The organism is Methylotenera sp. (assembly GCF_029945535.1).
GTDB lineage: Bacteria > Pseudomonadota > Gammaproteobacteria > Burkholderiales > Methylophilaceae > Methylotenera.
In genome coordinates this window covers 338,974-363,738 of the sequence record NZ_JAQSCU010000010.1, presented here as the reverse complement: position 1 = coordinate 363,738, position 24,765 = coordinate 338,974, and the positions used below count along the sequence as shown (strand labels likewise).

The following is a 24,765-nucleotide window of genomic DNA, read 5'->3' as shown; positions in this document are numbered from 1 at the left end:
CTGGAGAGTTCATGGTAACAACCAGTCACTTTTTTGTGATAAGGCGTCGCTAATACGTTTCCAACGCACTTCATTGCTTGCGTCAATTTGATTTGCGCCAGTTTCTACAATGCAACCCCCACGCTCAATATTGATGTCTTCTTGAATCTGCCAATGCTGGCTGGCAATCTCTTCAGCCAGATATTCACGTAACATTTGCGCATCATCATGATGAACTAGTATTCTTGCTGGTTTTTGCACATAAGGTAGATAGTGAATAGCATCCATCACCACTGGCAACACCACTGCCGGATCAATATTTAGCTTCACCTTTAACATGGCTTTTGCAATTTCTAAAGCCAGCGAAAGTGCATCATCGGCGATTTGCTCATCGGATTTTTCTAACGCATCACTGAATGAATTCATCAACGTTAAAAAGTTATTTTTTTCCTCTTGCGCATATTCACGTGCTTTTGCCATACCTACGGCAAAACCTTCTTGCATACCTTTGGTGTAAGCCTCTTTGCGCGCCACTTCAAAGATTTGTGAGATCTTTTCTGAAGCGACCGTATCTTCTTTTTTCTTAGGCTTGCTAGCGCCGATACTAGTGTTACCATCGGAAAAAGAAGACATCTCCCAGCGTTCATACGCGGTTTGCTGCTCTTTAGGAATATTCATAGAACTCCTATGCATAATGCGCATTCTTAGAAAAGTTAGACTTAGCGTAGTTAAAAATAGAGCTTTTAGACATATTGATCATCTCCACCTTTACCAGCGAGTTGAATCTGACCTTCATCAGACAACCTGCGTACAATTTGTAAGATTTGTTTTTGTTGCGCTTCAACTTCTGAAAGTTTCACAGGGCCTTTAGATTCCAAATCTTCTTTCATCATTTCAGCCGCACGAGAAGACATATTTTTGAATATTTTCTCGCGCATTTCTTCAGTAGTACCTTTAAGTGCCACAATCAGTGTTTCAGACTGCACTTCTCTCAGCATGACTTGAATGCCTTTGTCATCAATATCGATAATATTATCGAACACAAACATCTCATCCATAATCTTTTGTGCCATGTCATCATCGTAGCTTTTTAGGCCTTCCATAATGATGGCTTCATTATCGCCACTCATGTAATTCATAATTTCAGCGGCCACTTTAATGCCACCCATCGTTTGTTTTTTGAGGTTCTCATTACCGGTTAGCAATTTAGTCATCACATCATTCAACTCACGTAAGGCAATAGGCTTTACGCCATCTAGCGTTGCGATACGCAGCATGACGTCTTGGCGCAAACGTTCAGCAAAGTAACCAATAATGTCAGAAGCTTGATCTGCATCTAAATGTACAAGAATAGTGGCAATAATCTGCGGGTGTTCATTCTTAATAAACTCTGCCACAGTTGGTGCATCCATCCACTTGAGGCTTTCAATACCACTCGCATCGCGTGATTGCAATATACGGTTTAACAGGCCTGAAGCTTTATCTTCACCTAAGGCTTTATTGAGCACTGAACGAATATATTCATCTGAATCTAAACCAAAATCACTGCTTTGCTCAACCTCAGTCATAAACTCTGCAACCGTAGTTTCCACCTGCTCACGACCAACAGATTTCAATGTTGACATCGCCGTACCTATTTTCTGCACCTCTTTTGGGCTAAGAAATTTCATCACTTCAGCCGCCTCATCTTCACCCAAGGCCAGCATCAGTACAGCACTTCTCATTACGCCTGCATCACTCATTTACGCTACTCATTTCCACTTGTCCAATTAGCCACAACACTTGCCACCATTCTTGGGTTATCTTTGGCAAGCTGCTTAGCCGCTGCTAAATTGTTACTACTGGTTGCAACAGAAGCTATTTGCGCTTGCGCGTCTGCACCACTTAAATTCACCACGGCATCTTCTTCATTCGGCGCATTTAAAAGCTTTGGTGCTGGCGCAGTTAGCTTACGTAGCATTGGGCTTAAGGCGCGTTTATAGATCAACAGCAACACCACAATCCCTACAATGAATCGCAATGCATCTTTGCCGTATTCAATGGTTTCAGGATTTTTCCACATAGGCACTTCAGGAATTATTTCTTCAGGCTCGCCAGCAAATGAACTATTCACAACGGTTAAGGCATCGCCACGTTCTTTATTGAAACCCATGGCCTGCATGGCTAAATCATTAATTTGTGTTTTCTCTGCAGCCGTGAGCGGTCTGTAAGTTACTTTGCCTTTTTTATCCACTACAGGCATGTTGTTAACGACTACAGCCACATTTAAACGCTTAATACCACCCATACCTTGTTGTGAATAACGTACGGTTTTATCTACCTCAAAGTTAGTTGTGGTATTTTTTTGATTATTGACAGGTGCTGCTTCAGCAGTGGCACCAGGTGCAGCACCAGCAGGCGTTGTAATTGGCGCAGTAGCATTAGCTGGTGGTTGATTAGATAAAGCACCCGGTACGCCAGTAGCAGCGCCACCATTGCTGGTTAATGACTCATTGCTTTGTAAGCTGCGTATTGCAACATCATCAGGCTTTTGATTAGGTTTATAGATTTCTGCTGCTTGCTCTAAGCTAGAGAAATCAATCTCTGCGCTAGCCTCAGCACGCACGTTTTTAGCGCCTACTATCGGTGTAATAATAGATTCAACGCGTTTAATAATACTTTGTTGAATATCATCGATATATTTAAGCTGGGTTGGGTCTAAATTATTAACCCCCATCTTTTTAGAAGTATCTGATAGTAGATTACCGTTTTGATCGACTACCGTCACATTAGCCGCAGGCAAATTAGGCACGCTGCTGGCAACCAAATGCACTACTGCGCCAACTTGTTGCGCATCTAAGCTACGGCCAGCACGCAAATTCAGCAATACTGAGGCAGTTGGTGATTGTTGATCTCTAACAAATACTGAAGCTTTAGGAATGGCTAAATGGATACGTGCAGTTTCAACTGCGCCGATTGATTGAATACTACGCTCAAGCTCACCTTCTAAAGCACGCTGAAAGTTTACTTGTTCTACAAATTGAGAAACGCCAAATTTTTGATTCTCTAAGATTTCAAAACCAATGTTGCCACCTTTTGGCAAGCCATCAGAAGCTAATTTTAAACGTGCTTGATGCACTTGTGAGGCTGGAACAAGAATCGCTGTACCGCTATCAGAGAATTTGTAAGGAACGTTCATTTTCTCCAGTGCTGCAACAATCGCACCACCATCTTTATCAGTATAGTTAGAAAACAACACGCGATAATCTGGCTGCTGACTCCATAGCCAAAATACCACCATCACTGCGACGACTGCAGCGGCTGCAACTACCAAAAGTAACTTATTGCCTAACTGTGAGTTCAAACCAGTTCCACCTTCATTAACGCCTTGATTAATAAGCGCAGCGTTATTCTCTGCCGCCATCGTATTTCTCCAATGTTCTGCTTTTCAAATACTTAACTTATTGCGCTTTATAAGTGTTGAGTTTTTTAACCATCTAAACACTCAGCATTTACAGAAGAGTTGCTTCTATAAGCTATTGGATACCATTATGCCAATGACTAGAATTTTCAAATTTAGGAATAGAGCAATTTTCATAGACCTATTTGCACGCTCGCTATTAAAGCAAAGTGTTAAATTAACAACTGTTGGAAATGGCGATTATTTAACCGTCTAAATTTAAGTAAGAAGACTGTTAATAGAAGCGTGAATTTAAGTTGAAGGAGGCAAATCATGAAAACAGGTGGAATTGATGCAAGTAGAATAGAATCTATGCTTGCGCAGTTAAAAGCGGCTGCACAGCGCCCGCAAGCCGATGCTGCATCAGGATTAGCTTCTGCAGCAGGTCTCTCTGGCACGCAAGGCGTTAGCCAAAGCACATCAAAAGTTAACTTCTCTGATGCACTGAAAGCTTCACTCAACCAAGTTAACAAGGTGCAAGTTGAAGCAGAACAATTAGGTAAGAGTTTCGCGATGGGCGATGATAGCGTCAGTCTTTCTGACGTGATGATTGCTGGGCAGAAAGCCAACATTTCATTTCAAGCAACGGTGCAAGTACGCAATAAACTAGTGTCTGCTTACCATGACATTATGAATATGCAGGTTTAACTATTATTTAAAATACTGGTATTTAAAACACCGGCGCCTCTTCATCCGCTTTAACTTGTTCTAACTTATACAACCAAGCCAAAACCTCTGCAATCGCCTGATACAAAGCGGGCGGAATATGATCATCAAGATCAACCTGCATGAGCAGCGCAACCAAATCTTTAGACTCATGCACAAACACATCATGCTCTTTGGCTCTGGCGATAATCTGTTCGGCTATAGCACCACGACCCTTTGCGACAACTTTGGGTGCATACTCACCCGCGGCATAAGCCAAAGCAATGGCTTGCTGGTTAGGGTTCACAGCACCCTTAAGGTTAAAATCTGAACTATAGTTTTCTATAGTGCTTGAATTTTCTATTGTATCGGGTTGATGAGTGTTTAGCTGATGGTTACTCATGTCGCACCACCGTTAAAGCATCTAATTGCTGACCATTTTTGCCAATCGCTTCTGCTAAACCTAATCGCTTAGCTGTCAGCACTTCTAAGGTTTGAGCATGCTCTGCCAAAATATTGACGCGCATACGTCCATCGATCAGACTAATTCTCGCGGAAACTTTACCTAGATGCGGCAAATGTAAGATCATCTCACTAGTAATAGGTCGATCTTGATCAGCCTGCGACTGATTGGATGGCTGTTTTCCATCGGCATTTTGCGGCTGTTGATAAACATCCCAATCCATTTTTTGTCCAGGCCAAACTTCGCCGTGCCAGCTCATGCGTTGATTTTCGAGAATTGCCAACTGTTGAGACATTAAATTTGCAATGGGCGAATTGACTTGATTTTGCGGCTCTTGCTTAATCGCCGCAAGCGATTGATTACTTTGCACCAAGTCGCTCAAATGAGACTCATAAAACAGCCCGCTATTACTCACGGCATTTTTTAAATCATGTGCCATCACTTGTGGATTGCTTGGGCTATTAGTTACAACTGCCGTGGCCTGAAAGCGGCTAGTTACGCCATCACTTTCAGCTTGCTTTAGATAATGTCTAATGAGATTAGCGGCAGAACTTATTTCCGTAGTGCTGCCAGCCGCATTAGTGGGCGTAGATGCGAGTAAAAATGTAGGTACAGGATTATCGTGCATATAACGTAAGGTAAGCAGCTGCCCTGCTTTGGCTGCCGTACCTAAATCCATTTTAAGGATGGTTCCTTTAAGGCTTCCGCTTTCAACTTTTACGTTGTAAGCGGTATCACCTACTTTTGATATCACATGCGCAAAATACTCTTGGCCCTTCACAAACTGCGTAGCTCTATCTGCAAGCTCCTGCCGAATACTGCCTATACTTTCTACTGCTAGTATAGGCAAAATTCTAGCCACAGGATTTATGCTTGCGATGTCAGTTTGTTTGAGCATCTTGATTGTGACGTGTCTACTGGTTGTAGGCTCGCGTCAGTTTGTTTTCCATATGTAAACTATTCATCAGTGAGTTCAACCTCACCATCCAAGGTGAAACAATATTGCGTATCTCACGGTCATCAGCCAGTATGCTTTTGATACTCGCCAACTTACGGGCACGCACATCGCTAGGCAGTGGTAATACACTTTCATTCAGCTTTAATGTGGCTACCTGCTTAGCACAGTTGGCTTCCAGTTCAGCCAATGCATCCCAATCCTGCTGCTTGGCTGCCAACAACATCTGCTTGGTTAAGCCAGCAACAGCTTCATAAATCACAATAGTATCTTGATGTTCCATTTATAGTCGTTCCGTTTGTTATAGCTACGTTTATTATGGTTACGTTATTTAGGCTTTTGCGTAACTAGCAACATTACGATTAACCGCCATCGCCACTTGGTTAGGAATCGCCATTGATGTATCTGTAGCAGGCATTTTTACGTGATCAATGGCTTCCCATGCACTCTTTAAGTCAGTCAGCAACTTAATCACTTCATGTATTAATTCTGGTTTGTTATGAATATTTGCCGTCATTAGACGCTTACTCATATAGGCGTAAAGTGCATCTAGGCTTTGAGCAATCTCACCGCCAGATTTTTTATCTAAACTAAGTCTTAAGCCAGACTCTATGATAGAAATCGCTTTTGAGAGCATAGTACCTTTGTTGGCTATATCCTTGTTCTGCATATAGGTATCTGCACTGCGGCACGCTGCAATAGCGCCTTCATAAAGCATAATGATTAATTTATTTGGGCTAGCTGCTAATACACCAGTTTCCATACCAACTTTGGCATAAGCATTCACACCGTTTTGATTGAGTCCAAACATTTTTAATATCCTTCGCTTTTTATCTATTAGCGTTAATCGCGGCAATCTGCTGAGTTAAATATGTACTTGTTGAGGACATACTTGACATCAACGTATCAAGTTTTGTGAACTGATTACGGTATCTCGTTTCAATTGCAGCTAACCTCACTGTAAGCGATTCAGTCTGTTTATCTAAACGTGATATGGAGCTGTTTATGCCTTCTGTTCTTGAAGCCACGATACCAGTGTCACTCATTAAACCGGTAATCAAGCTATCAAACTGGGTAGCATAGCCAACGCTGTAGTTCACAGTACTTGTAACGGAACTTCCTTCAGAAAGTGTAGGGCCTTTGTAAACTATATTTAAGCCTGCACTCGCATCACCAGTCGCGCCAACAATATTATTGCCACTAACCGTTGCTGCAACGCCATTAATCGTGCCTTGCAGGCTTCCACCAGTCATAGTGAAAGTCACGGCGTAGCTGCCGGGTTGCGTTTTGCTAGTGTTGCCAGAGTAGCTGACGAGTGGATTAGTTGATTTTCCTGATGTGGCAAATACGGCAGCAATATCTGAAAAGCTACTTGCCATCGCACTGGTTAGTTTGGTGGAATCCAAGGCTAATTTACCATCGCGCTGAAATGACACGCCAATCTGACTTAATGAATTAATCGTATTACCAGAAGCAATGGTTTTAGTCATGACCGCTTTGACTTGATTAATCACAGATCTTGCTGTTGCATCGCCAAGCAACGCACCAGAAGCTTTACCCGTCTCGTCATACTTGGTGAGGCTACGTAATGTGGTATCTAACTTATTATAGGCATCTACAAAGGCAGTCACTGACGTTTTGACTGAGTCTGTATTGCTAGTCACGCCTAAGTTAGCACTGCTTGCACTGGCAGAGAGTAAGTTAAGTGTGATGCCACTAATCGCATCAGTCACGGTATTGCTTGCTTTAACAACAGCAATGCCATCAATATCTAATAGGGCATTTTTTGGCGCCTGTAACTGCGTCATATTTTTACCGCTACCCGCACTAGCGGTTGGATCAAATGCCAATTGTGATAATCCTGCAGCATCGGTATTGCTTGCATCACCAGCATCGGCCACACTAATCTTTAAGCTATTGACCTCGCCAGTATCTTTTGAAGTAATCACCAATCGATTAGTTGTACCATCATTCACAATAGTAGCGTTTACAGATGAATTAGACGCGTTAATCGCATCACGCACACCAGACAAAGTGTTATTTGAGCTATCAATAGTAATGGTGACATCACTTTTTGCGGCATTGGGTGTAAAGGTATTACCCGTCGCAGCATAAGTACCAAAACCTATCGTTAGCGTGCCTGTGCCTACCGTGTCAGTAATGTTGGTAAAGCCAACAGACGATAACTTTTGCGCCTTAGCGAGCTGGTTCACTGTGACGGCGTAATCACCAAGAGATGCCGCACCATTTGCCGTGGCAGTAAACACGCTAGTATTACCCGAGCTTACTGTTTGTGCATTGAACTTAGACGCGGTAGAAAGCGCGCTAACGGCTGTTTGAAAAGTAGATAGCGCACTTTTTAACGTGCCGTAAGCAGAGATCTGAGATTGATAATCCGTTTTTTGTGTTGCTACTGCGGTTAATGGTTTCTTTTCAAAATTCATTAAATTCGTAACAATAGATTCCACATCTAGGCCAGAGCCTATTCCTGTAGATGAAAGTCCCATGTGAATATCCTTTTCAAAACGGTTACTAATATCATCGGCTTAAACTACAAAATCTTTAGCCAATCCCCAACTTGCGTACACAACACTTCAAAACCACTCAGCCAAGCTATCTATGTAAAACTCACTAAGCCGTTTGCCTAATCATTAAACCTTGCAACTTATCTAGCGTTTTAGACATAGCCAATACCTCTTCATTTGGAATCTGCCTCAACACTTGCTTAGAGGCAGTATCAACCACTTTAACGACCATACGTTCAGACTGATCATCTAACGAAAACTGCACGGTTTGTAAAGCAGGGGCGACAAGTTCATTCAGCTTTTTAACGGCCGTCACCAACTCACTTTTGTCTACTTCTACAGGTTTAACATCAACCTTAGCATTTTCGGTCTTTATAACGGGTTTAAGCCCTGATGGGCTCGTTGTTGTTCTATCAATGGCAATTTGGCTGCCAGCAGTATTCTGCACGGCAGCCAGTTTTCTAACGGACCCATAAGCATCTAACGATGTATTGAACATGATTTTCTCCTTTGCAAAACCCCACAGGATGATCAGTCCTGTGGGTGGTAAGGTTTATACTTTAAATTACGTTTAGCCTCTTAACAGTGCTAGTACACCATTAGGTAAGGAGTTCGCCTGAGCTAACATCGCAGTACCTGCTTGTTGCAAGATTTGGCCACGTGTCAAGTTTGCTGTCTCTGCTGCAAAGTCGGCATCCATGATGCGAGATTTAGAGGCTGATTGGTTTTCCACAGAAACTTGTAAGTTACTTACCACTGATTCAAAACGGTTTTGAATAGCACCCAATTTAGCGCGGTTGGTATTCACTGTCGTTAAAGCTGCATCCAAAGCTGTAATCGCTGCTGTAGCACCTGATGCTGTAGAAATTGAACCTGTCGCTGATGTTAAAGCTGCAACACCATTCACACTAATCGTGTCTGCTGTATCAGCACCCACTTGGTATACTTTTGCTGCTGTACCGAATACTGCTGAACCGTTGAATTTAGTGGCTGTATTTAAACGTGTTACTTCAGCTTTCAACTCTGTAAACTCAGCATCTAAGTTTGTACGGTCACCACTACTATTTGTCGCATTGGCAGATTGAACCGCTAATTCACGCATACGTTGAATCGCATCAGTCTGTTTTGCCAAGCCACCTTCTGTTGTTTGTGCGAAAGAAATCGCGTCGTTTGAATTACGAATCGCAACTTGTTGACCGCGAATTTGTGAGTCCATTTTTGTAGCAATCGCTAAGCCCGCAGCGTCATCTTTAGCGCTATTAATACGCATACCTGAAGATAAACGTTGTAATGAAGTGCTTAGTGAAGCTTGTGATGAAGCTAAGTTACGTTGTGTGTTTAATGAACTGATGTTGGTATTGATTACTGAAGCCATGATAATTCTCCTAAAGTTAAATTAATTTTCAATTACATCTTTATTACTGTTAGCTCTGCATTTCACTTTGTTACTCACTGTGTGATTTGCGCTGCTGTTGTAACTGTTATCGGTAAGCTTTTAAGAAAATTTAGGGTAAGGCTTAAAATTTTCTTTTATCGTTTTTGCCGATTAAGCAATGCTGATGTAAAGAGTATCGGTCTAAGTTTTCAAAACTTTAGGATCATGCTAAATATCTCAATGGTTTTATATCAATCCACATACACAAATATGCCTGAAAATCACACCCTGCCTACATTGCAGTAGTGTTAATAAATTTGCATATCAACTATATTTAAAATAGAAAATCATGCATACGAATCTAAATTAAATACTATTCACTATGATATTTAAAAGTGACTCACAACAAAGGGGCTAATAACGCAGGGAAAGCAGGCTAAATCTGCGTATGCCGATTTAGCCAACTCATGAGGAGAGTAATAACGCTAGACTAGGTGTTTAAAAAGTTAGGCAGTACGAATGTATATTCGAAATATTTAGTAACTTTTAAGTTTTGTCGTTTTAAGTTCGGTAATTCTTTGCATGATTAAATCACCCTGCTCTTGATCAAGCGGATCAATTTTAACTTTGAGTGTTTCAAGCGCCGTTAAATCTTTTTGCAGATAGGCAATGTTAGACAAAGCCACCATCGCATCTAAATGACGTGTATTTAAGGTTTGCGCTTTATTCAAATCTTCTTTGGCAGATACCGTTTCATTGGCGCCCTCTTCCGCTAAACCTAAAAAATACCAAGCATCAGATGATTTGGGCTCTTGTAACGTCCAAGCTTGCGCTATTTTTTTTAAAGCCACCCACTCTTTATTTTGGTAAGGAATGACCACCTGCATAAAATAGGGCCTTTGTTCTAAAGGTAAAGCCCAAAACGGTACATCATTTGTGTTCAAAGAGAGTATATCTGGTGAATCAAACAACGCTTTTATCCACTCCACAGGTAGGTTGTAGAAGAAACCATGCGATCCTGGGCTTTTAAAACTGGTAATACCAATAAGATTAAATTGCTGATCAAACAAAGCACCACCACTCGAACCCATGGCAAACGCCGCACTGGTACGAATTACTACGCTATCGTCTAACGGATATGAGCCCTTAACGCTGCCATATGAAGGCTGAGGCACATTATTACCGATGGGATAACCTAGGCTGAATATCTCTTCCTCATACTTTAAAGTACTGCTATCACGCATGGGCGCGACCTTAAATGGTAAGTTATCAAACTTAAGTAAACATAAATCATGCTTCCAGTCAGCTTTCAAACCGATTGGTTGATAGGCATCACGATATTTAATAATGTTGGCGCCTTTGGCGTTAGCCAGCACATGACAATTGGTCGCCACATACTCTTTACTCACCACAACACCTGAGCCATTGCCTGTGATGCCATTTGGCAGCTCTACCGCCACTTGCACCAAAGAATCACTCAGCGCCAAAATTTCACCTATATTAGGTTGAGCCTGAGCAATAGAAACATGTGCACAAATTACCGTGAGTAAGAGTAGCTTTCTCATGATTGACCTTTTAATGATGAACACTGCATTATTAACCCAAAGCGTGATTAGTTTCGAGTAAGCCCTAACGCTTGCTAGCAAGCCAATATAATGGTCGCTGAGGCTGTTTTTTAAAAAGCAACATATCGGCTTTTCTCATTGTTTCTATCGCCTCATCAAAAGAGATGTTTTGTTTTGAGGCGTTTATCTTAGCCAACGGCTCTACATATTTCCGCCAAGCAGGATTTTCACGAAAGCCTCTGTCTGCCATACAGTTTTTCAGCACATTCGCTTTTCGACTCAGTAACTCTAGCTTTTGAAACTCAACTACTGGCGTCATGCCGATCACGGCTTTTTCTGAAATACCAACACATTCATCGCCCATATGCTCAAGCTGCGTAATTTCTTGCTTAGATGAGCTTTGATTTAGATTACTTATTATAAAAAACCAAACTAAAAAGCCAAGAATAACGACAAAACTAATCATTGAAATTGTTTTTTTCAAATCAAATCGCTTTCTTTAAACGAAAAACTTAAAGATTTTATAAATACTGATAGATATGATTAAGAGGATGAACCTAAGTTCAATACTGAAAGCTCAATACTAAAAGTTCAATGCAGGAAGCATTCATAATCTCAGTACTCACTTGCAACGCTAAGTGAACGCTTGGAATGAGCGTTTAGGCAAAGAAATCAACGGCGTATAGACCGCACGCCCATAAAGCAAAAGGGAGCATAAAGCTCCCTTTGCGTTAATCAAGAGTCAGAATTAATTAACTGAATCTTTTAATGTTTTGCCTGCAGTGAAAGCTGGTGCTTTACGTGCGGCAATTTTCAACTCAGCGCCTGTACGTGGGTTACGGCCAGTACGAGCAGCACGTTGTGTTACTTTAAATGTACCAAAACCAACAAGCGTAACTGCATCACCATTTTTAAGTGCTGCTGTGATAGCTGCAGTCGTTGCATCAATAGCACGACCTGCATCCGCTTTAGTAAGACCAGCACTTGCTGCAATAGCATCAATCAATTCAGATTTATTCATATATTTAGTTCCCTTGATAAGTGTTTGTATAAAAGCACCGTTACTTTGCTGGCATTTAATTTAACTGTCAATTGTTTTATCACCATAAGTGCATCAATTTACATGTTTTAAAGCCCACAGTGCCATTTGTAGCTAGATTCTATTCAAATTTACGCCATATCGTCAACAGTAGGTACTCATTACCTTATCAATATTAGTCATTTGTTTAAACTTTGATTTTGAGCTTTAGTGGTTTTACATCAAACCTTAAATCTTAAATCTAAGTTTAAAAAACAACATAGTGACTATGTTGGCTAGCGTACAGACCTGATTAAGTCATACGCTTACTCTGCATTGTAGTTCTTTTATATTACTTATAGGAAATCACCATGAAAAATAAATCACATTTCAAATCTACTTTACTGGCAGTAGCGTTAGCAAGCACACTAAGCGTACAAGCATTTGCTGCAGATGACTTAAGTGCAGGCAATCAATCAGCCTACGCAGCTTCATTTAAGGCCTTAGATGTAGATAACAACAGCACTTTAACTAAAGCGGAAGCAAAAAAAGAAAAACTGTTCGCTAAACACTTTGCTGTCGCTGATACTGATAACGACGGTACGCTTGATGAGCAAGAATATACTAATTACAAATCAAAATCTGAACAAAAAGCGGTTAAACGTGTCGTAAAAGACAGCGTGATTACTTCAAAAGTTAAAGGTAACTTATTAAAAGATGAAGGTTTAAAAAGCTTAAACGTGAGCGTAAAAACTAATCATGGTGTTGTGTTGTTAAGTGGTTTTGTTGAAACAGAAGATCAAATTAAACAGGCTGGAAAAATTGCCTCTGAAATCGAAGGCGTTAAATCAGTTGAAAATAGTTTGCTACTTAAAAAAGAGTAATTTCAAATTCACTAATACCTAGTGCGCAATCATTTGCAAAAATTAACCCATTTGCGAGATGATTGTGTAATAGCTTTATATTCAGGAGATTCATCATGTTTAAAAGAACTTTTGCATTAATGTTTACCGCCTTATTTCTAGTCGGTACCATCACAGCATTAAGTGGTTGCAATACGGTAGAAGGTGCTGGAAAAGATATTGAAAAAGGTGGTAAAGCCATTAAAGATGAAGCGAGTGAGCATAAATAGTTAACATCATAAGTCTGAGTCAAGCTTTCTTTACTCAGATTTAATTACTAGTTATTTAGTCTTAATTTTTGATCTTCAATACAAAACAGACTGATACTAAAACATTAGCGCCAGTCTGTTTCACCAAAACCATCGTGTCCTAAGAATGTGTAGTAGATGCCTAATGTTCCAGTTGACTGCTTTCTGTCATCAAGGTTAGAAAAAGTCGCATCACGCTGATTCCACTGATATTTGATTGAAACTGCATGTTTTTCTTGAATGCGATAAGTAAAAGCAACATCTGCGCGCACAATGTTGTCATGCCCACCTTGGTGTTCATTATCAACGTCACTGACAAAATATTCGCGACCAGTAAAATCTAAAGAAGCTTTTTTGCCAAAAATAGCACGTAACTCCACTAAGCCCTGTGGCGCCACACCATAGTGATAATCTTCTTCAGTTTTACCATTATTAGTACCTACCGCTGCATAGCCTAAACCACCCATGATTGTACTTTGTAACGCAATTGATTCACTCAGCCATAACTGCCCAGTGGTACCTAATGATAAGGCTGTGCTGGAAATTCGAAAAGTTTGCGGTGAAATGTAATCATAGCTGCCATATAAACCCCATATACCACGATAATTATCACCAGCTTGGTAAGCTGTACCAAACAATAGGCCACGCGTCATTAAATTTTCAAATACATTGGCAGTTGAAGCCGTACTTTGAAAAACAAAGTAATCAAAAGGTCTTGTATAGGTATAGCCTGGCTTGCCTGGTAGGCCATAACCTAGTACAAAATCTAATTGGGCATCGTTACGTTTAATTTCATCTGCTGTGCCTGGATTGCCACTAATTGTATTGCTGATACCCAATTGCAGACGGCTATAATAGGCGGGATCATTGCTCGCAAAAACTGCATCGAATCTATCACCCATAGCAAATCGGTTGAACCCAGCAGATGGTGAGATCATTGCTGCGCCTGTCTCACGCCAGATACTCGGCTTGCTACCGCCTCGCTCAAGCACTAAGTTAGACATTCTAAATAATGCCTCGCCGAGAAAGGAACCACCGAACCCTGTTGAAATCATATCATTTTTGGAAGGTGGTACTTTCTCACCTGCTATCTCCCAGAAAGCGCTACCGCCCAGCGTATAGCCTAATGACTCCCAATAAGTAAGGCCAGCAGAACGCGCGAAACCATGATAAATAGAACCTTGATAAGGATGCCCTAGCTGGTTGATGCTAAAAGGATCTTTATCATCCTTCCAACTGCTTGATAGATTATGTCTAATTGTATTTAAATTTGAGTCGTAATCTGAAATCCCACTATAACGGCGATTAAACTGATTTAAAAGAAAATCAAAGCCCACAATCTCTGCTGCTGGGATTAAATAGCTTTTATTCGCGTCTCTTTTAACAACCAGTTCTTTTTTTGGTTCAAGATTATTTTTTGATTCATCAACCACGCTAGCTTCATCGGCAAATGCCGAATTTGCTGATGCTGTATACAGTATGGTGATAGCACTTATAACTACCCTCTTCATACAACCGATCTTAGATAATGAGGGTAATTTAGAACTCAGTTTTTTTGTTTTCATGTTAAGTTTTCTATAATTCAATCGAGGTAACTCAAGCAACATTGCCCTAGCAATTAAGTTACAGTAAATTTAATAATGATTCTGTGGGTTAGCGTACACATAAGCACTAGAAGCCCCCAATAGCTTATCAAGGCTATTGTTGTGTCTGCTGGCGCTGATATTCTTTACGCTTCATGTCAATGTATTCATCTAGCTCCACCTCGTGTAATTGAGTGGCATATTGCTCACTGTTGCTATACCAATATTGCAAACTTTTCTCTAGTTGATGATCAGCTGGCGCGGTGAGCGCTGCAAGATAAGCATCAATCGCCAAGTAATAGCGCATAGTATTGCGCTCTACTACGCCTCGAATACCTTGAATATAGATGGGTTGACCATCACTATGCTTGCCAGTGATGGTAAATCCAACTTTGCTTCTACCTACGGTGGCAAGGTAGGTTTGCATGGCAAGTCGACCAGCCAGACCAAAAGAATAAGCATAGGTAAAATGCAAGAAAGTATGCCCATCTTTAAGCGGTGTAGCCTCTATTAAAATACGGTAATCAGAGGTGCCTAGAGGCCCTTCTTTAGCATCAAACTCCGCTACAAAATAATTAGGCGTGGTAATAATATCCTGATATTTAAACTCAATTCGGTAGGTATCTGCCAATGGTTGAAAATATTTTTTACCAATACTCAGCGTCAGCACGTTTCCACTCTGGTTACCAGCCATACGGCAATATTTGACATTGAGATTGAGTACCATCGCATCACACCAATGCGCTGGATTACTGAGTGCAGAATTGAAAGTAGAGAATGGGTAATCCACTACGGCATAAATCTCACCCTTTAAATCGTGCGAAGATTCTTCTGAGTGAAGAAATAAAGCGCGGTTAAACTGATTATTTTCAAGCTGTTTGCTCAACTCAGTATGCTTTGCTTTTAATGAGGCGACAGATGCATTGACGACATTAGCTTCATCTGCCGCAAAAGATTTTTCGCTGATAAGTAAACTGAGGGAAAACATCACGAGTACTAACGCAGAGCGCCGTGCGCTCACTTTAAAAATCTGGCTATACTGTTTCATTATAAAAAACGCGCCCATAAGCGAGCCGCTCGCTCTTTAATGCGCGCCGCGATTGAACGACTTCTCCACGACTCTAATGTGATGAGTGTAGACGACTCTAAATCTTTTTCAAACATACTTTGCATTTGCGAGCCAAAACCTTGACCTAAGACCACGGCGTTTATTTCTTGATTATTTGTAAAGCTGCGCCAATCAAGGTTTGTTGAGCCTATGGTTGACCAAACGCCATCTATCATCGCGGTTTTGGCGTGTAATAAGGCGTCCTGCCTTTCATAAATTTTCACATTGGCTGTGAGTAACTCATCATAATAAGAACGCGAGGCGTAAAATACCATCGTTGAGTCAGTTTTTTCAGGTAATAACAGTCGTACATCCACACCACGTTGAACCGCCTCTTTCAACGCAGCAAGTAACTTTGGATCTGGTACAAAGTAAGCATTAGTAATAAATACTTGGGTTTCCGCGCTATTGATGGCAGAAATCAAGGTTGAATAAATCTGGCTGTAAGGCTCATCTGGTGAGCTGCCAATCGCACGCACCACTTCACTACCTTTAATTGGAACATCTGGAAAATAGTTCTTGATAGCCAAAGTTTCTCCTTTTTGTTGGCTCCATGTTGTCATAAACAGTTTCTGAAACTCGCTCACTACTGGGCCTTCCATACGTAAATGGGTGTCGCGCCACGGCTGTTTGTTTTTTGTGGTTTTTGATCTACCGAATGAGCCGCTAGAGTAGACGCTACTAATATTGATACCGCCTACAAAGGCAATCTGCCCATCAACAATCAATAACTTTCGATGGTCGCGTTGATTCACATCCCATCCTTTGCGCGCTAGCAATGGGTTAATTGGGTTGTACTCCAACACATTAATACCACTTGCACGTAACGCCTCAAAAAATGTAGCTGGCGTGCTGATGGAACCAACACTGTCATAAATGAGGTTTACCTGCACACCGCCAGCTTGCTTAGCAATAAGTGCCTTAGCAAAGCGCCGCCCAATTTCATCATCTTCAATAATGAAAGTTTCCATATTGATATGGTCTTTAGCACTTTCTATGGCAGCAAACATCGCATCATAAGTAGTTGGGCCATCTATCAGCAGCTCTACTTTATTACCCACCATTAACGGGCTACCTACGATTTCCGCTTCCAGCGCCAAGTGTTTGTCAAAAATATTGGTATCGTCACCATTCTTTTTCAGTTTAGCGAGAATGGCTTTACTTTGCTTGGCGCTCAACTCGCCATTCGCGCCGTTTAACTTAACTGGATGCGACTGCTGCATGGCCATATCTGGCACCATTGTTGGGATTGATGTACAGCCTACAAGTAAGGTCAAGACTAGCATGGTGGCTAGATTTGCAACGCTTTTGAGCGAATTTTTTTTAATAGTCATCATATTCCTGACGGTTCAAAGTTGAAGTACGAAAATCACTACCATACACAAAAATCAATTAAACGCATGGCGTTATGTATGCTATTTCTAAGTCTAATACGTTTAGTGTTTATACGTATGTGCGATAACGAACGGAAGCACATACACGTAGTGAGTAGTATGTGCTTCAAGGCGGCTTGCCTCGTTAGGCTAATGAGGCTTTCTAGATTCATAGATTGGAGGCTGTAAATGTTAAAAATTCGACATATCTCTATTGTATTGTTAATGCTGTTTAGCACAGCAGCTTCGTCTGCCCTGCAAATGAGTGTCGGCATCGGACTTCCGAATGTAAGTATAGGTATTAATGTACCAGCTTATCCAGAGTTTGCCGTTGTGCCAGGTTATCCAGTGTATTACGCACCGCAAATGGAAGCTAACTACTTCTTTTATGATGGCCTTTACTGGGTTTACCAAGATGACAGCTGGTATGAAAGCTCTTGGTATGACGGTCCCTGGTGGCTTGTAGACCCTGACGAAGTGCCCGTATTTGTACTTCGAGTGCCTGTGCGTTATTACCGGATGCCACCAGCCTACTTTATTGGCTGGCAATATGATGCGCCCCCACGTTGGGGTGATCGCTGGGGTCGCGACTGGAATCAACATAGACGAGGCTGGGATAGATGGGATCGTCACGCCGTGCCATCGCCTGCACCTTTGCCGACCTACCAACGAAACTATTCAGGAGATAGGTACCCTAAACAAATAGAACATCAGAAAGAACTTCGTCAGCGAAACTATGGTTTTCAGTCGCGTGATCCGGTTGTGCGTAAACAAAATGAACATCCACAAATGATTCGTGAACAAAATCAGGGGCAAACAACCCCTAGGGAAGATTTTCAGCGTGGGAAATCTAATGATGATAGACAACAAATCAACCAGCATAAAAGTGTTGAGCAGTGGTCTAACCCTCGTAATAATCCATCGCAACAGGTGATACCTGCTCAACAAAACAACTCAAAAAATTATGATCAAAATCGATCTAGGAACGAGATCATCCGAGATCAAGAATCTATGCCAAACAGTCAGCAGCAGAGAGAGATGAGAGTTGAACAACCCAATCAGAGGCATGAGCAAAGAGTCATTCAACAGCAAGAACAGCAGCAACAGACTATTGAGCAAAGAGGGAGAGATACTAATCAAGGAAACAATCAAGAAAGACAACCAAGGCAAGAGCAAAATCGTGAAAGAGGAAATAGGCGTGACAATTGACATGTTCAGCTGATTTGAAAAACACGTATGGTAATAGTAGGCGGCATCAAAACAATAAGTAGTTCAATTTAACAAGGAGAATTAATATGAAGCGTTTAATCTTAGCGGCTGCAGTCGTTGCTGCAGCAATGAGTGCACCAGCTTTTGCTGCGGATGTAGGCGTATCTGTCAGCGTCGGCCAACCAGGTTTTTATGGAAGGCTAGACATAGGCGGTTATCCACCACCACAGGTGATTTACACCCAACCCAGAGTGGTTGAGCGCGTGTATGTAGAGCGCGAACCTGTTTACATGCGAGTTCCACCAGGGCATGCAAAAAACTGGCGTAAATATTGCCACAGATACAACGCATGTGGCGAGCGAGTCTACTTTGTGCAAGATAATTGGTACAGCCATGAATATGCACCTCGTTACCAAGAGCAACATTACAACCGTCATGATGACCGCCGTGACGAGCGCCGTGATGATCGTTATGACGACCGTCATGATGATCATGGAAATGATCACAAAGGAAATAAAGGCAATAATGGCAATAATGGCAATGGGCGCGATAAACATTAATTATTAGTTTATTGATCCACGCTTTAGTAACCATTCTTATCTCCGCTATTGCGGAGATATTTTTTTACCTATCCCCGTCACGCTTCTACCGTAAATCTCTATGCAATATGTACGTTAGCGCACAGATTGGTTTTTAAATGCATAGCATGATGTCAGTACTGAGCTAACAAGCGTTTTGTTTAGCGATATGAATTGAATATATCTAATTTTTAAAATTATTGTGGAGAGTTATCATGAAACAACTTAAATATTTATCAACCATTGTTTTGGCTATGGCGTTTACAGCCATGTTAGGTTGCGCTTCAACTTCAAAACATGAGGGTACTGGCGAATACATTGATGACAGTGTTATTACCACAAAAGTAAAAGCTGCTGTGTTGAATGAACCAACCCTTAAATCTACAGAAATTAATGTAGAAACATTTAAAGGGGTAGTGCAGTTAAGTGGCTTTGTAAACTCTGAGGTTGACATTAAAAAAGCTGCTGAAGTAGCGCGTGGCGTTAAAGGTGTGACATCAGTTAAAAATGATATGCATCTTAAAACCAAGTAATTAACTTACTAGCTGTCAATCTGCACGTTTAGTCGGGAGTATAAAAATGCTTGAAACAATTGCAATTATATTGGTTATTCTTTGGTTACTTGGCCTAGTGTCATCGTATACCTTGGGTGGATTCATCCATATACTTTTAGTCGTCGCGATTGTGATGATTTTGGTACGCTTCATTAAGCGCTAGAAAATAATATGAACTCAATCAAAATGTTGGCGGTAGTATTAATAGTTGCTGGTGGTCTTGGGTTGGCATATGGCGGCTTTAGCTACACTAAAGAAACTCATCAAACAAAAATTGGTCCAATTGAACTCTCAGTAAAAGATACTGAGAGAGTTAATGTACCGATATGGGCAGGTGTAGCAGCGATAGTCGCAGGTTTAGCTTTGCTAGTGACACGCAAGTAACCGCATTAGTTTAGAGATAAAATAGTAGAGATTTTTAACAGGTATTTAATTTTGAAGTTAACGGAGAAAAACATGGAAAAATTATCAGATCAGTTCGACCAAGATCAATTAATCAACGAGTTTAAAGCGGTAGTGGCCGATGCAGAAGCTTTACTAAAAGCGACGGCAAACACTGGTGACGATAAGCTATCAGAATTGCGCGCTAAAGCGGAGGAGTCACTCGGTATTGCTAAAGCTAGAATGATGGACATTCAAACTGAAGTACTTGCCAAAACTAAAGCAGCAGCCCAAGCGACAGATGCCTATGTACATGAAAATCCATGGCGCTCAATCGGCTTTGCCGCCAGCATAGGTGTAGTGGTTGGTTTGCTGATTAGCCGTCGTTAATTCAATAAGTCATGACAAACAAAACGTCTACAAGTAGCCTAGGCTTGTTTGAATCAGTTAAGGCGCTAACTTCAACGTTGGTGGCCATTATTCATACACGCCTAGAACTGCTTTCTACAGACCTAGAAGAGGATAGAGAACGCTTGATGTCATTGGTCATGCTATCTCTTATCGCTCTTTTTAGTTTATTAATCGCCGCTGTACTGGTCACCATCACTTTGGTGGTGGCATTCTGGGATAGTTATCGGGTGCTTGCACTTGCTTCAGTTTCTGGCATGTTTATTATCATCGGCGTTTCTACTTGGCTAGCCGCGGTGCATCAGGCTAAAAAGAAACCTAAAATGTTTGTAGCAAGCTTGCTTGAGTTAATTAAAGACCGTCAGCACATTGACGCTAAGTAAATGAATCGTTCATTGCAAAAACTAGCGGCTCGGCGAGAGCATTTAATTGCACAAGCTGCATCGCAAAGGGTGTTGTTATCCCAAAACGCTCATTCTTGGCGTAAACCTTTGGCAATCGCGGATAAAGGTTTAAATGTATTGCGCTATATTAAGCATCACCCCATTGTAGTTGCTGGCGGTGGTGCTACCCTACTTTCAATCACTAACCCAAGTGGTATAGCAAAATGGCTTAGACGCGGTTGGCTTACTTGGCAGCTGACGAAAAGAATCATCCAAAAAAACCACCCATAAGTAAAGCCAAATATTAGTAAAGCCATATAGTCAAATTGGCTTGCAAAAAATCATCTTCAAATAAATATCTGCAATGTGTGTTAGCAGACAGAACAAACACCTGAATCAACGTAATCTACAAATAACGCAACAACGAATTAACCGAATTGGGAATTAGCCGAATTGGTTATTTTTTGTCCGTCTTAGTGATGATGACTGATTATCACGTAACTAACTGCAAAGGAATAAAAATGAACTGGAACCAAATTGAAGGTAACTGGAAACAATTAAAAGGTAATGTAAAGCAACAATGGGGCAAGCTAACGGATGATCAGATTGACGTGATTGCAGGCAAACGTGAGCAACTAGCTGGAAAAATTCAAGAAGTCTACGGTAAAGCCATGGATGAAGTCGAAAAAGAGCTGACCGAATGGCAAAACACGCAAAAAGATAACGATCATCACACTAAATAAACTAAAGGTCATTAGCCATGAACAATCCTACTTTTAAAGCAATTGAGCACAAAGTCAATTTGGCTTTATGTCTTGTGGCATTGGTGGTTACTATAGGCTTAACCTTCAGTAACCTCGCTACAGCAAAAAGTATGACGGATAATGAATACAAACTTTTAGAAAATAATATCGCAACCAAGTTTAACGCTGCAAAATCGCGCTGCGCTACAGTGACAAGTACTGCATTTAATCAATGCGTTGCAGCCGCTGAGTCGATACGAAATACATCCAAAATAGAACTCGATACACAACGTAAAGTCGTTGCTGGTGATAAGCATGAGTCAACATCTAGCGCCAACACTGCCAAATTAGAGAGTCACAAGAATGTGAAAGCAAGAAACACCAACACTATGCCTGTGATGGACGAACTTACAACAGCTTTTAAGAAAACACGTTTAATTTAAAGTGAAAAATGTAAATTTTATGAGCATTTCACTCAATAGTTAGAAAGCGATTAAAAAATGACACAATTACCAATCAATGAAAATTTTGTAAAGCCTGTAGCTGATTTAGCGATGCTATCCGACATTAAAACCTTACGTGCGCGTGCGCGTAAAGATATTGAAGAAGGGGCCGTAACCTCAGGATATGCCGCTGATAGAAAAGTCGTTATCAAGCTATTGAATGAAGCGCTGGCTACAGAGCTAGTCTGCGTATTGCGCTATAAACGTCACCATTTTATGGCAAAAGGCATTCATTCAGAATCTATCAAAGCTGAGTTTTTGCAACATGCCAATGAAGAAATGGCTCATGCAGATAGCTTAGCCAAGCGCATTACCGAGCTAGGCGGCGAACCGGATTTTTCACCCGACGGCTTAAGCGAGCGCAGCCATGCTGAATATGTGGCAGGCGACACACTCAATGCCATGATTAAAGAAGATTTAATCGCAGAGCGCATTGCCATTGAAAGCTACCGTGAAATGATTGCATATTTAACCGATACTGACCCAACGACTCAGAAGTTGCTAAAAGAAATTTTAGCCATGGAAGAGGAGCATGCTGAAGACCTTGCTTCACTGATGTCTAATATAAAAGATGTTTAGCATAAAATCTTAGCTGCCAAACTTAGTGATTTAGCGATTATTTATAAATTGGCATGTCTCTGATGCGGTATAGCCTGAATAAGGCTATACCGCTTTTTATATTTAGATTTTACTCTCCACCAATTCCATACCTACGTCAATTAAACGTCTGCAAATAGCATATTAAAGATTAGAGTAGCGTCTAATTTCATCATTCGCAGTCTTCTGTGTGACAACGTACAGAACTATTCGCCATAGCGCGTTAATCTGGTTCTGTAACGGAAATACTAAGCTTAAGCACTTAGGCTATTTGATGGCTGCAAACCGCAGCCACAATTTTCAAACTAAAAGGATACATGATGAATAATTCAATATTAACAACCGCATTGCTTGCTGCACTATTTCTTAGTGCTTGCGATAAAACACCAGTAGTAGTCAATGTTCCGGCAGAAACAGTAATGGTACCTGGCCCTGCCGGCCCAGCAGGCAAAGCTGGCGAGCAAGGTGTTGACGGCAATAAAGGCGATCAAGGCAACACAGGTAATACTGGTGTTCAAGGCAATGAAGGCATTCAGGGCGACACAGGGCAAGCTGGTGAAACTGGCAAGTCTGGTGACACAACAGTCATCATTACACCACCTGCAGAACCTGCTCCAGCAAGCTGACTCTAATCGCTAATTATTTAAGGAGTACATCATGTTAGGTACCATATTATTAGTTATTTTGATTTTAATGCTCGTAGGCGCCATCCCAAGCTGGTCTCATAGCAAAAATTGGGGTTACGGGCCAAGTGGCGGGATTGGTTTAATCGTCATTATTCTGATTGTGCTATTATTATCGGGCAGAATATAGCGAGTTAGATTCGATGCCTGTTTTTGAATATAAGTCTAATTATAAGCTCAGAGTTAATCAGCAGTGCTTAAGCACCCTGCTGATTGGCCTGTCATTTGTTGCACTACTGGCATGCAGTGCCCCCGCTAAAAGCCCCGCATCGTTAGGGGTAGGCGCAAATCCTGATTTACCAGCACCTCAGCAATCACTCATCCCAACAGTGAACATCGCGACCGCTATAGGTTGGCCAGCTAACACCACGCCTATTGCAGCCACTGATTTAACCGTAAGTTCATTCACACGTGATTTAGATCACCCACGCTGGTTGTATGTATTGCCGAATGGCGATGTGCTGGTTGCAGAAACCAATGCGCCAGCCAAGCCAGATGACAATAAAGGCATCAAAGCAAAAATCCAAGGCATGGTGATGAAACGCGCTGGTGCTGGTGTATCTAGTGCTAATCAAATTACCATACTGCGAGATACCAATGGCGATGGTATAGCGGATGTCCGCTCTGTATTACTAAAAGACTTAAACGCACCTTTTGGCATGGCACTTGTTGGTAATAAGCTCTACGTTGCCAATTCAGACGCCATCATGATGTTTCCATACACTAATGGCGATTTGCAGATTAGCGCACTAGGTACTAAGTTGGTTGATCTGCCAGCGGGTTTACGCAATCATCATTGGACTAAAAACATCATCGCTAATGCTGATGGCTCTCAACTGTACGTTACGATTGGCTCGAACAGCAATGTGGCAGAAAATGGCTTGGAAGCTGAAACGGATCGAGCCGCCATTTGGGAAGTAAATCTCAAAACAGGCGAGCATCGTATATTCGCTTCCGGCTTACGCAACCCAAACGGGCTTGCTTGGGAGCCTACAAGCAACAAGCTATGGACCGTGGTCAACGAACGCGACGAGCTTGGCAATGATTTAGTGCCAGATTATTTAACCTCAGTGCAAGATGGCGGCTTTTATGGCTGGCCATATAGTTATTATGGGCAGCACGTAGATGAACGTGTAAAACCTCAGCAACCTGCAATGGTCGCAAAAGCTATCGTGCCAGATTACGCTTTGGGTGCGCACACGGCCTCGCTTGGTCTGGCGTCATCATTTGGAACCAGCTTACCAGAGCGTTTTAGCAGTGGCATGTTTATTGGCCAGCACGGCTCTTGGAATCGAAAACCTTTCAGCGGTTACCAAGTCATATTTGTACCTTTTAACGACGGGAAACCATTAGGGTTGCCGTTAAAGGTATTAACAGGGTTTTTGAGTGAAGAGGGCAAAGCTTATGGTCGCCCCGTTGGTGTTGCCCTAGATAAACGAGGCGCCTTGCTGGTGGCGGATGATGTAGGAAATATAGTGTGGCGTGTCACCGCTAAAACTAAAAAAGCGGTAGAATCGTCGCCCTCAGAATAAACCGTTAATGCATTAA

Annotated in this window: 33 protein-coding genes; 17 read left to right on the top strand and 16 right to left on the bottom strand. The window is 41.6% G+C overall.

Features of this window, described 5'->3' with window-relative positions:
* Nucleotides 1-9: 9 nt before the first annotated feature.
* From PSU72_RS04790 to fliF, 3 genes are all read right to left on the bottom strand, one after another.
* Nucleotides 10-657, bottom strand: coding sequence for a FliH/SctL family protein (locus tag PSU72_RS04790; protein WP_300431181.1), 648 nt, complete (start codon nucleotides 655-657; stop codon nucleotides 10-12).
* A 65-nt stretch (nucleotides 658-722) separates the two neighbouring features.
* Nucleotides 723-1,721, bottom strand: a complete 999-nt coding sequence (gene fliG / locus PSU72_RS04785) for a flagellar motor switch protein FliG (RefSeq protein WP_300431179.1) — start codon at nucleotides 1,719-1,721, stop codon at nucleotides 723-725.
* Between the two features lie 5 nt (nucleotides 1,722-1,726).
* On the bottom strand, nucleotides 1,727-3,382 hold the full coding sequence (gene fliF, locus PSU72_RS04780; protein ID WP_300431177.1) for a flagellar basal-body MS-ring/collar protein FliF: 1,656 nt from the start codon (nucleotides 3,380-3,382) through the stop codon (nucleotides 1,727-1,729).
* Nucleotides 3,383-3,691: 309 nt separating this feature from the next.
* Here fliF and fliE point away from each other — a divergent pair, with 309 nt between their 5' ends.
* Nucleotides 3,692-4,066 (top strand): flagellar hook-basal body complex protein FliE, encoded by a 375-nt coding sequence (gene fliE, locus PSU72_RS04775; RefSeq protein ID WP_300431175.1) that lies wholly within the window; start codon nucleotides 3,692-3,694, stop codon nucleotides 4,064-4,066.
* 22 nt (nucleotides 4,067-4,088) lie between these two features.
* Here the strand turns inward: fliE and PSU72_RS04770 are convergent, their stop codons facing one another.
* The 10 genes from PSU72_RS04770 to PSU72_RS04725 form a co-directional block, all read right to left on the bottom strand.
* Nucleotides 4,089-4,466 carry an EscU/YscU/HrcU family type III secretion system export apparatus switch protein gene (locus PSU72_RS04770; protein ID WP_300431173.1) on the bottom strand — a complete coding sequence of 126 codons (378 nt, stop codon included), beginning with the start codon at nucleotides 4,464-4,466 and terminating at the stop codon, nucleotides 4,089-4,091.
* Nucleotides 4,459-5,424, bottom strand: coding sequence for a flagellar hook-length control protein FliK (locus PSU72_RS04765; protein WP_300431171.1), 966 nt, complete (start codon nucleotides 5,422-5,424; stop codon nucleotides 4,459-4,461). Before PSU72_RS04765 ends, PSU72_RS04770 begins: the two co-directional genes overlap by 8 nt.
* A 16-nt stretch (nucleotides 5,425-5,440) precedes the next feature.
* Nucleotides 5,441-5,764, bottom strand: coding sequence for a flagellar protein FliT (locus PSU72_RS04760; protein ID WP_300431169.1), 324 nt, complete (start codon nucleotides 5,762-5,764; stop codon nucleotides 5,441-5,443).
* Nucleotides 5,765-5,812: 48 nt separating this feature from the next.
* On the bottom strand, nucleotides 5,813-6,292 hold the full coding sequence (gene fliS, locus PSU72_RS04755; protein ID WP_300431167.1) for a flagellar export chaperone FliS: 480 nt from the start codon (nucleotides 6,290-6,292) through the stop codon (nucleotides 5,813-5,815).
* A 19-nt stretch (nucleotides 6,293-6,311) separates the two neighbouring features.
* Complete coding sequence (gene fliD, locus PSU72_RS04750) at nucleotides 6,312-7,988, bottom strand: flagellar filament capping protein FliD (protein ID WP_300431165.1); 1,677 nt, start codon at nucleotides 7,986-7,988, stop codon at nucleotides 6,312-6,314.
* Between the two features lie 124 nt (nucleotides 7,989-8,112).
* On the bottom strand, nucleotides 8,113-8,505 hold the full coding sequence (locus PSU72_RS04745) for a flagellar protein FlaG (protein WP_300431164.1): 393 nt from the start codon (nucleotides 8,503-8,505) through the stop codon (nucleotides 8,113-8,115).
* A gap of 72 nt (nucleotides 8,506-8,577) precedes the next feature.
* Nucleotides 8,578-9,381: a flagellin gene (locus PSU72_RS04740; protein WP_300431162.1), complete on the bottom strand. Its 804-nt coding sequence runs from the start codon at nucleotides 9,379-9,381 to the stop codon at nucleotides 8,578-8,580.
* 536 nt (nucleotides 9,382-9,917) lie between these two features.
* Nucleotides 9,918-10,946 (bottom strand): serine protease, encoded by a 1,029-nt coding sequence (locus PSU72_RS04735; RefSeq protein ID WP_300431160.1) that lies wholly within the window; start codon nucleotides 10,944-10,946, stop codon nucleotides 9,918-9,920.
* A 64-nt stretch (nucleotides 10,947-11,010) separates the two neighbouring features.
* Nucleotides 11,011-11,430 carry a hypothetical protein gene (locus PSU72_RS04730; RefSeq protein WP_300431158.1) on the bottom strand — a complete coding sequence of 140 codons (420 nt, stop codon included), beginning with the start codon at nucleotides 11,428-11,430 and terminating at the stop codon, nucleotides 11,011-11,013.
* Nucleotides 11,431-11,694: 264 nt separating this feature from the next.
* Entirely contained in the window at nucleotides 11,695-11,967 is a 273-nt protein-coding gene (locus PSU72_RS04725; protein WP_013147689.1) for an HU family DNA-binding protein, read from the bottom strand.
* A 368-nt stretch (nucleotides 11,968-12,335) separates the two neighbouring features.
* Between PSU72_RS04725 and PSU72_RS04720 the strand changes: the two genes are divergently transcribed.
* Together PSU72_RS04720 and PSU72_RS04715 are read left to right on the top strand one after the other, a co-directional pair.
* Nucleotides 12,336-12,848: a BON domain-containing protein gene (locus PSU72_RS04720; protein WP_300431156.1), complete on the top strand. Its 513-nt coding sequence runs from the start codon at nucleotides 12,336-12,338 to the stop codon at nucleotides 12,846-12,848.
* Nucleotides 12,849-12,967: 119 nt separating this feature from the next.
* The gene (locus tag PSU72_RS04715; protein WP_300431602.1) at nucleotides 12,968-13,096 is read left to right on the top strand and encodes an entericidin A/B family lipoprotein; all 129 of its coding nucleotides are present in this window, start codon (nucleotides 12,968-12,970) and stop codon (nucleotides 13,094-13,096) included.
* Nucleotides 13,097-13,200: 104 nt separating this feature from the next.
* Here the strand turns inward: PSU72_RS04715 and PSU72_RS04710 are convergent, their stop codons facing one another.
* The 3 genes from PSU72_RS04710 to cls all read right to left on the bottom strand — a co-directional run bounded on the left by PSU72_RS04710 (nucleotide 13,201) and on the right by cls (nucleotide 17,139).
* The gene (locus tag PSU72_RS04710; protein ID WP_300431154.1) at nucleotides 13,201-14,679 is read right to left on the bottom strand and encodes a DUF3943 domain-containing protein; all 1,479 of its coding nucleotides are present in this window, start codon (nucleotides 14,677-14,679) and stop codon (nucleotides 13,201-13,203) included.
* Between the two features lie 133 nt (nucleotides 14,680-14,812).
* Nucleotides 14,813-15,745, bottom strand: a complete 933-nt coding sequence (locus PSU72_RS04705) for a hypothetical protein (RefSeq protein ID WP_300431152.1) — start codon at nucleotides 15,743-15,745, stop codon at nucleotides 14,813-14,815.
* The gene (gene cls / locus PSU72_RS04700) at nucleotides 15,745-17,139 is read right to left on the bottom strand and encodes a cardiolipin synthase (RefSeq protein ID WP_300431601.1); all 1,395 of its coding nucleotides are present in this window, start codon (nucleotides 17,137-17,139) and stop codon (nucleotides 15,745-15,747) included. The genes PSU72_RS04705 and cls overlap by 1 nt, the downstream gene beginning before the upstream one ends.
* A 228-nt stretch (nucleotides 17,140-17,367) precedes the next feature.
* Between cls and PSU72_RS04695 the strand changes: the two genes are divergently transcribed.
* The 14 genes from PSU72_RS04695 (at nucleotide 17,368) to PSU72_RS04630 (ending at nucleotide 24,749) form a co-directional block, all read left to right on the top strand.
* Nucleotides 17,368-18,387 (top strand): hypothetical protein, encoded by a 1,020-nt coding sequence (locus PSU72_RS04695; RefSeq protein WP_300431150.1) that lies wholly within the window; start codon nucleotides 17,368-17,370, stop codon nucleotides 18,385-18,387.
* Between the two features lie 86 nt (nucleotides 18,388-18,473).
* The gene (locus PSU72_RS04690; RefSeq protein ID WP_300431148.1) at nucleotides 18,474-18,947 is read left to right on the top strand and encodes a hypothetical protein; all 474 of its coding nucleotides are present in this window, start codon (nucleotides 18,474-18,476) and stop codon (nucleotides 18,945-18,947) included.
* Nucleotides 18,948-19,180: 233 nt separating this feature from the next.
* Nucleotides 19,181-19,498 carry a BON domain-containing protein gene (locus PSU72_RS04685; RefSeq protein ID WP_300431146.1) on the top strand — a complete coding sequence of 106 codons (318 nt, stop codon included), beginning with the start codon at nucleotides 19,181-19,183 and terminating at the stop codon, nucleotides 19,496-19,498.
* Nucleotides 19,499-19,544: 46 nt separating this feature from the next.
* Nucleotides 19,545-19,682 carry a lmo0937 family membrane protein gene (locus tag PSU72_RS04680; protein WP_300431144.1) on the top strand — a complete coding sequence of 46 codons (138 nt, stop codon included), beginning with the start codon at nucleotides 19,545-19,547 and terminating at the stop codon, nucleotides 19,680-19,682.
* Between the two features lie 8 nt (nucleotides 19,683-19,690).
* A complete protein-coding gene (locus PSU72_RS04675; protein WP_300431142.1) occupies nucleotides 19,691-19,903 on the top strand; it encodes a hypothetical protein in 213 nt (70 codons plus the stop codon).
* Between the two features lie 72 nt (nucleotides 19,904-19,975).
* A complete protein-coding gene (locus tag PSU72_RS04670) occupies nucleotides 19,976-20,290 on the top strand; it encodes a YqjD family protein (RefSeq protein ID WP_300431140.1) in 315 nt (104 codons plus the stop codon).
* 11 nt (nucleotides 20,291-20,301) lie between these two features.
* The gene (locus tag PSU72_RS04665; RefSeq protein ID WP_300431138.1) at nucleotides 20,302-20,691 is read left to right on the top strand and encodes a phage holin family protein; all 390 of its coding nucleotides are present in this window, start codon (nucleotides 20,302-20,304) and stop codon (nucleotides 20,689-20,691) included.
* The gene (locus PSU72_RS04660) at nucleotides 20,692-20,982 is read left to right on the top strand and encodes a YqjK-like family protein (protein WP_300431136.1); all 291 of its coding nucleotides are present in this window, start codon (nucleotides 20,692-20,694) and stop codon (nucleotides 20,980-20,982) included.
* A gap of 230 nt (nucleotides 20,983-21,212) precedes the next feature.
* Entirely contained in the window at nucleotides 21,213-21,434 is a 222-nt protein-coding gene (locus PSU72_RS04655) for a CsbD family protein (protein WP_300431135.1), read from the top strand.
* Nucleotides 21,435-21,451: 17 nt separating this feature from the next.
* Nucleotides 21,452-21,877, top strand: a complete 426-nt coding sequence (locus PSU72_RS04650) for a hypothetical protein (RefSeq protein WP_300431133.1) — start codon at nucleotides 21,452-21,454, stop codon at nucleotides 21,875-21,877.
* A 57-nt stretch (nucleotides 21,878-21,934) separates the two neighbouring features.
* Entirely contained in the window at nucleotides 21,935-22,516 is a 582-nt protein-coding gene (locus PSU72_RS04645; protein WP_300431132.1) for a ferritin-like domain-containing protein, read from the top strand.
* A 335-nt stretch (nucleotides 22,517-22,851) separates the two neighbouring features.
* On the top strand, nucleotides 22,852-23,160 hold the full coding sequence (locus tag PSU72_RS04640) for a hypothetical protein (protein WP_300431129.1): 309 nt from the start codon (nucleotides 22,852-22,854) through the stop codon (nucleotides 23,158-23,160).
* Nucleotides 23,161-23,188: 28 nt separating this feature from the next.
* The gene (locus tag PSU72_RS04635; RefSeq protein WP_300431600.1) at nucleotides 23,189-23,347 is read left to right on the top strand and encodes a DUF3309 family protein; all 159 of its coding nucleotides are present in this window, start codon (nucleotides 23,189-23,191) and stop codon (nucleotides 23,345-23,347) included.
* A gap of 13 nt (nucleotides 23,348-23,360) precedes the next feature.
* Nucleotides 23,361-24,749: a sorbosone dehydrogenase family protein gene (locus PSU72_RS04630; RefSeq protein WP_300431127.1), complete on the top strand. Its 1,389-nt coding sequence runs from the start codon at nucleotides 23,361-23,363 to the stop codon at nucleotides 24,747-24,749.
* The last annotated feature ends 16 nt before the right edge of the window (nucleotides 24,750-24,765 follow it).

Excerpts from the sequence above, each read along its gene's own strand:
- PSU72_RS04790 (WP_300431181.1), bottom strand. The coding sequence starts at position 657 with ATGAATATTCCTAAAGAGCAGCAAACCGCGTATGAACGCTGGGAGATG.
- fliG (WP_300431179.1), bottom strand. The coding sequence starts at position 1,721 with ATGAGTGATGCAGGCGTAATGAGAAGTGCTGTACTGATGCTGGCCTTG.
- fliF (WP_300431177.1), bottom strand. The coding sequence starts at position 3,382 with ATGGCGGCAGAGAATAACGCTGCGCTTATTAATCAAGGCGTTAATGAA.
- fliE (WP_300431175.1), top strand. The coding sequence starts at position 3,692 with ATGAAAACAGGTGGAATTGATGCAAGTAGAATAGAATCTATGCTTGCG.
- PSU72_RS04770 (WP_300431173.1), bottom strand. The coding sequence starts at position 4,466 with ATGAGTAACCATCAGCTAAACACTCATCAACCCGATACAATAGAAAAT.
- PSU72_RS04765 (WP_300431171.1), bottom strand. The coding sequence starts at position 5,424 with ATGCTCAAACAAACTGACATCGCAAGCATAAATCCTGTGGCTAGAATT.
- PSU72_RS04760 (WP_300431169.1), bottom strand. The coding sequence starts at position 5,764 with ATGGAACATCAAGATACTATTGTGATTTATGAAGCTGTTGCTGGCTTA.
- fliS (WP_300431167.1), bottom strand. The coding sequence starts at position 6,292 with ATGTTTGGACTCAATCAAAACGGTGTGAATGCTTATGCCAAAGTTGGT.
- fliD (WP_300431165.1), bottom strand. The coding sequence starts at position 7,988 with ATGGGACTTTCATCTACAGGAATAGGCTCTGGCCTAGATGTGGAATCT.
- PSU72_RS04745 (WP_300431164.1), bottom strand. The coding sequence starts at position 8,505 with ATGTTCAATACATCGTTAGATGCTTATGGGTCCGTTAGAAAACTGGCT.
- PSU72_RS04740 (WP_300431162.1), bottom strand. The coding sequence starts at position 9,381 with ATGGCTTCAGTAATCAATACCAACATCAGTTCATTAAACACACAACGT.
- PSU72_RS04735 (WP_300431160.1), bottom strand. The coding sequence starts at position 10,946 with ATGAGAAAGCTACTCTTACTCACGGTAATTTGTGCACATGTTTCTATT.
- PSU72_RS04725 (WP_013147689.1), bottom strand. The coding sequence starts at position 11,967 with ATGAATAAATCTGAATTGATTGATGCTATTGCAGCAAGTGCTGGTCTT.
- PSU72_RS04720 (WP_300431156.1), top strand. The coding sequence starts at position 12,336 with ATGAAAAATAAATCACATTTCAAATCTACTTTACTGGCAGTAGCGTTA.
- PSU72_RS04715 (WP_300431602.1), top strand. The coding sequence starts at position 12,968 with ATGTTTACCGCCTTATTTCTAGTCGGTACCATCACAGCATTAAGTGGT.
- PSU72_RS04710 (WP_300431154.1), bottom strand. The coding sequence starts at position 14,679 with ATGAAAACAAAAAAACTGAGTTCTAAATTACCCTCATTATCTAAGATC.
- PSU72_RS04705 (WP_300431152.1), bottom strand. The coding sequence starts at position 15,745 with ATGAAACAGTATAGCCAGATTTTTAAAGTGAGCGCACGGCGCTCTGCG.
- cls (WP_300431601.1), bottom strand. The coding sequence starts at position 17,139 with ATGACTATTAAAAAAAATTCGCTCAAAAGCGTTGCAAATCTAGCCACC.
- PSU72_RS04695 (WP_300431150.1), top strand. The coding sequence starts at position 17,368 with ATGTTAAAAATTCGACATATCTCTATTGTATTGTTAATGCTGTTTAGC.
- PSU72_RS04690 (WP_300431148.1), top strand. The coding sequence starts at position 18,474 with ATGAAGCGTTTAATCTTAGCGGCTGCAGTCGTTGCTGCAGCAATGAGT.
- PSU72_RS04685 (WP_300431146.1), top strand. The coding sequence starts at position 19,181 with ATGAAACAACTTAAATATTTATCAACCATTGTTTTGGCTATGGCGTTT.
- PSU72_RS04680 (WP_300431144.1), top strand. The coding sequence starts at position 19,545 with ATGCTTGAAACAATTGCAATTATATTGGTTATTCTTTGGTTACTTGGC.
- PSU72_RS04675 (WP_300431142.1), top strand. The coding sequence starts at position 19,691 with ATGAACTCAATCAAAATGTTGGCGGTAGTATTAATAGTTGCTGGTGGT.
- PSU72_RS04670 (WP_300431140.1), top strand. The coding sequence starts at position 19,976 with ATGGAAAAATTATCAGATCAGTTCGACCAAGATCAATTAATCAACGAG.
- PSU72_RS04665 (WP_300431138.1), top strand. The coding sequence starts at position 20,302 with ATGACAAACAAAACGTCTACAAGTAGCCTAGGCTTGTTTGAATCAGTT.
- PSU72_RS04660 (WP_300431136.1), top strand. The coding sequence starts at position 20,692 with ATGAATCGTTCATTGCAAAAACTAGCGGCTCGGCGAGAGCATTTAATT.
- PSU72_RS04655 (WP_300431135.1), top strand. The coding sequence starts at position 21,213 with ATGAACTGGAACCAAATTGAAGGTAACTGGAAACAATTAAAAGGTAAT.
- PSU72_RS04650 (WP_300431133.1), top strand. The coding sequence starts at position 21,452 with ATGAACAATCCTACTTTTAAAGCAATTGAGCACAAAGTCAATTTGGCT.
- PSU72_RS04645 (WP_300431132.1), top strand. The coding sequence starts at position 21,935 with ATGACACAATTACCAATCAATGAAAATTTTGTAAAGCCTGTAGCTGAT.
- PSU72_RS04640 (WP_300431129.1), top strand. The coding sequence starts at position 22,852 with ATGATGAATAATTCAATATTAACAACCGCATTGCTTGCTGCACTATTT.
- PSU72_RS04630 (WP_300431127.1), top strand. The coding sequence starts at position 23,361 with ATGCCTGTTTTTGAATATAAGTCTAATTATAAGCTCAGAGTTAATCAG.